The sequence below is a fragment of the Streptomyces sp. NPDC005728 genome (assembly GCF_040630895.1).
In the GTDB taxonomy this organism is placed as follows: Bacteria; Actinomycetota; Actinomycetes; order Streptomycetales; family Streptomycetaceae; genus Streptomyces.
Genome location: NZ_JBEXYL010000306.1, coordinates 1 through 1,151 on the forward strand (window position 1 = coordinate 1; position 1,151 = coordinate 1,151).

1 protein-coding gene is annotated in these 1,151 nt (G+C 74.5%); it reads right to left on the reverse strand.

Annotated elements, in window-relative coordinates; translation table 11 throughout:
• Positions 1-1,151: DUF4118 domain-containing protein (locus ABZ471_RS48805; RefSeq protein WP_359075651.1), on the reverse strand; the 1,151-nt coding region annotated here is incomplete at both ends.

Here is a 1,151-nt window from a genome sequence, read left to right on the forward strand (position 1 = left end):
CGGATGCGGTTGCCCTCGGCGAGCGCGCGGGCCTGGTCGGCCTCCTCCTGGAGGCGCCGGCGGTCCAGTACGACGGCGGCCTGCGCGGCGAAGGCGGCCAGTACCCTGCGGTCCTCGGCCGGCAGGACGCGGCCGGACAGGGCGAGGGAGAGGCGGTCACCGGCCGGGACCTCGACGTCCGCGTCCTCGGGGGTGGCGCAGGGGCGCGGGCCCACGCTGCCCGCGCAGGTCCAGGGCGCCACGTCGCTCTCGCGTTCCAGCAGGGCGGCCGACTCCATGCCGAAGGTCTCCCGGACCCGGTCCAGCAGCGCCTCCACACTGGTCTCGCCGCGCAGCACACTGCCCGCGAGGAAGGAGAGGATCTCCGACTCCGCGCGCAGCCGCGCCGCCTGATGGGTACGGCGGGCTGCCAGGCCCACCACCGACGCGACCGAGGCGGCCACTCCGACGAAGATCGCGATGGCGACGATGTTCTCCGGATCGGCGATCGTGAGGGTGTGGACGGGCGGGGTGAAGTACCAGTTGAGCAGGAGGGATCCGACCACGGCCGAGACCAGGGCCGGGAAGAGACCGCCGAGCAGCGCCGCCGCCACCGTCATCGTCAGGAACAGCAGCATGTCGTTGGCGAGCCCGACGGACGGGAACGCCCCGCTCAGCAGCCAGGTCAGCAGGACGGGGCCGGCGACGCCGACCAGCCAGCCGCCGATGATCCGGGAGCGGCCGAGCCGCGCGCCCCGGGCGACGGGCAGGCCGCGGCCCTTGCCCGCCTCGTCGTGGGTGATGAGGTGGACGTCGAGGTCGGGTCCCGACTCGCGGGCGACCGTGGCGCCGACGCCGGGCCCGAAGACGTACTGCCAGCCCTTGCGGCGGGAGACGCCGAGGACGATCTGGGTGGCGTTGACGCCGCGGGCGAAGTCGAGCAGTGCGGCCGGTATGTCGTCGCCGACGACGTGGTGGAAGGTGCCGCCGAGGTCCTCCACCAGGGTGCGCTGGACGGCCAGTTCCTTCGGAGAGGCCGCGGTCAGGCCGTCGCTGCGGGCTATGTAGACGGCCATGACCTCGCCGCCCGCGCCCTTCTCCGCGAGCCGGGCAGCGCGCCGGATCAGGGTGCGGCCCTCGGGCCCGCCGGTCAGCCCGACCACGATCCGTTC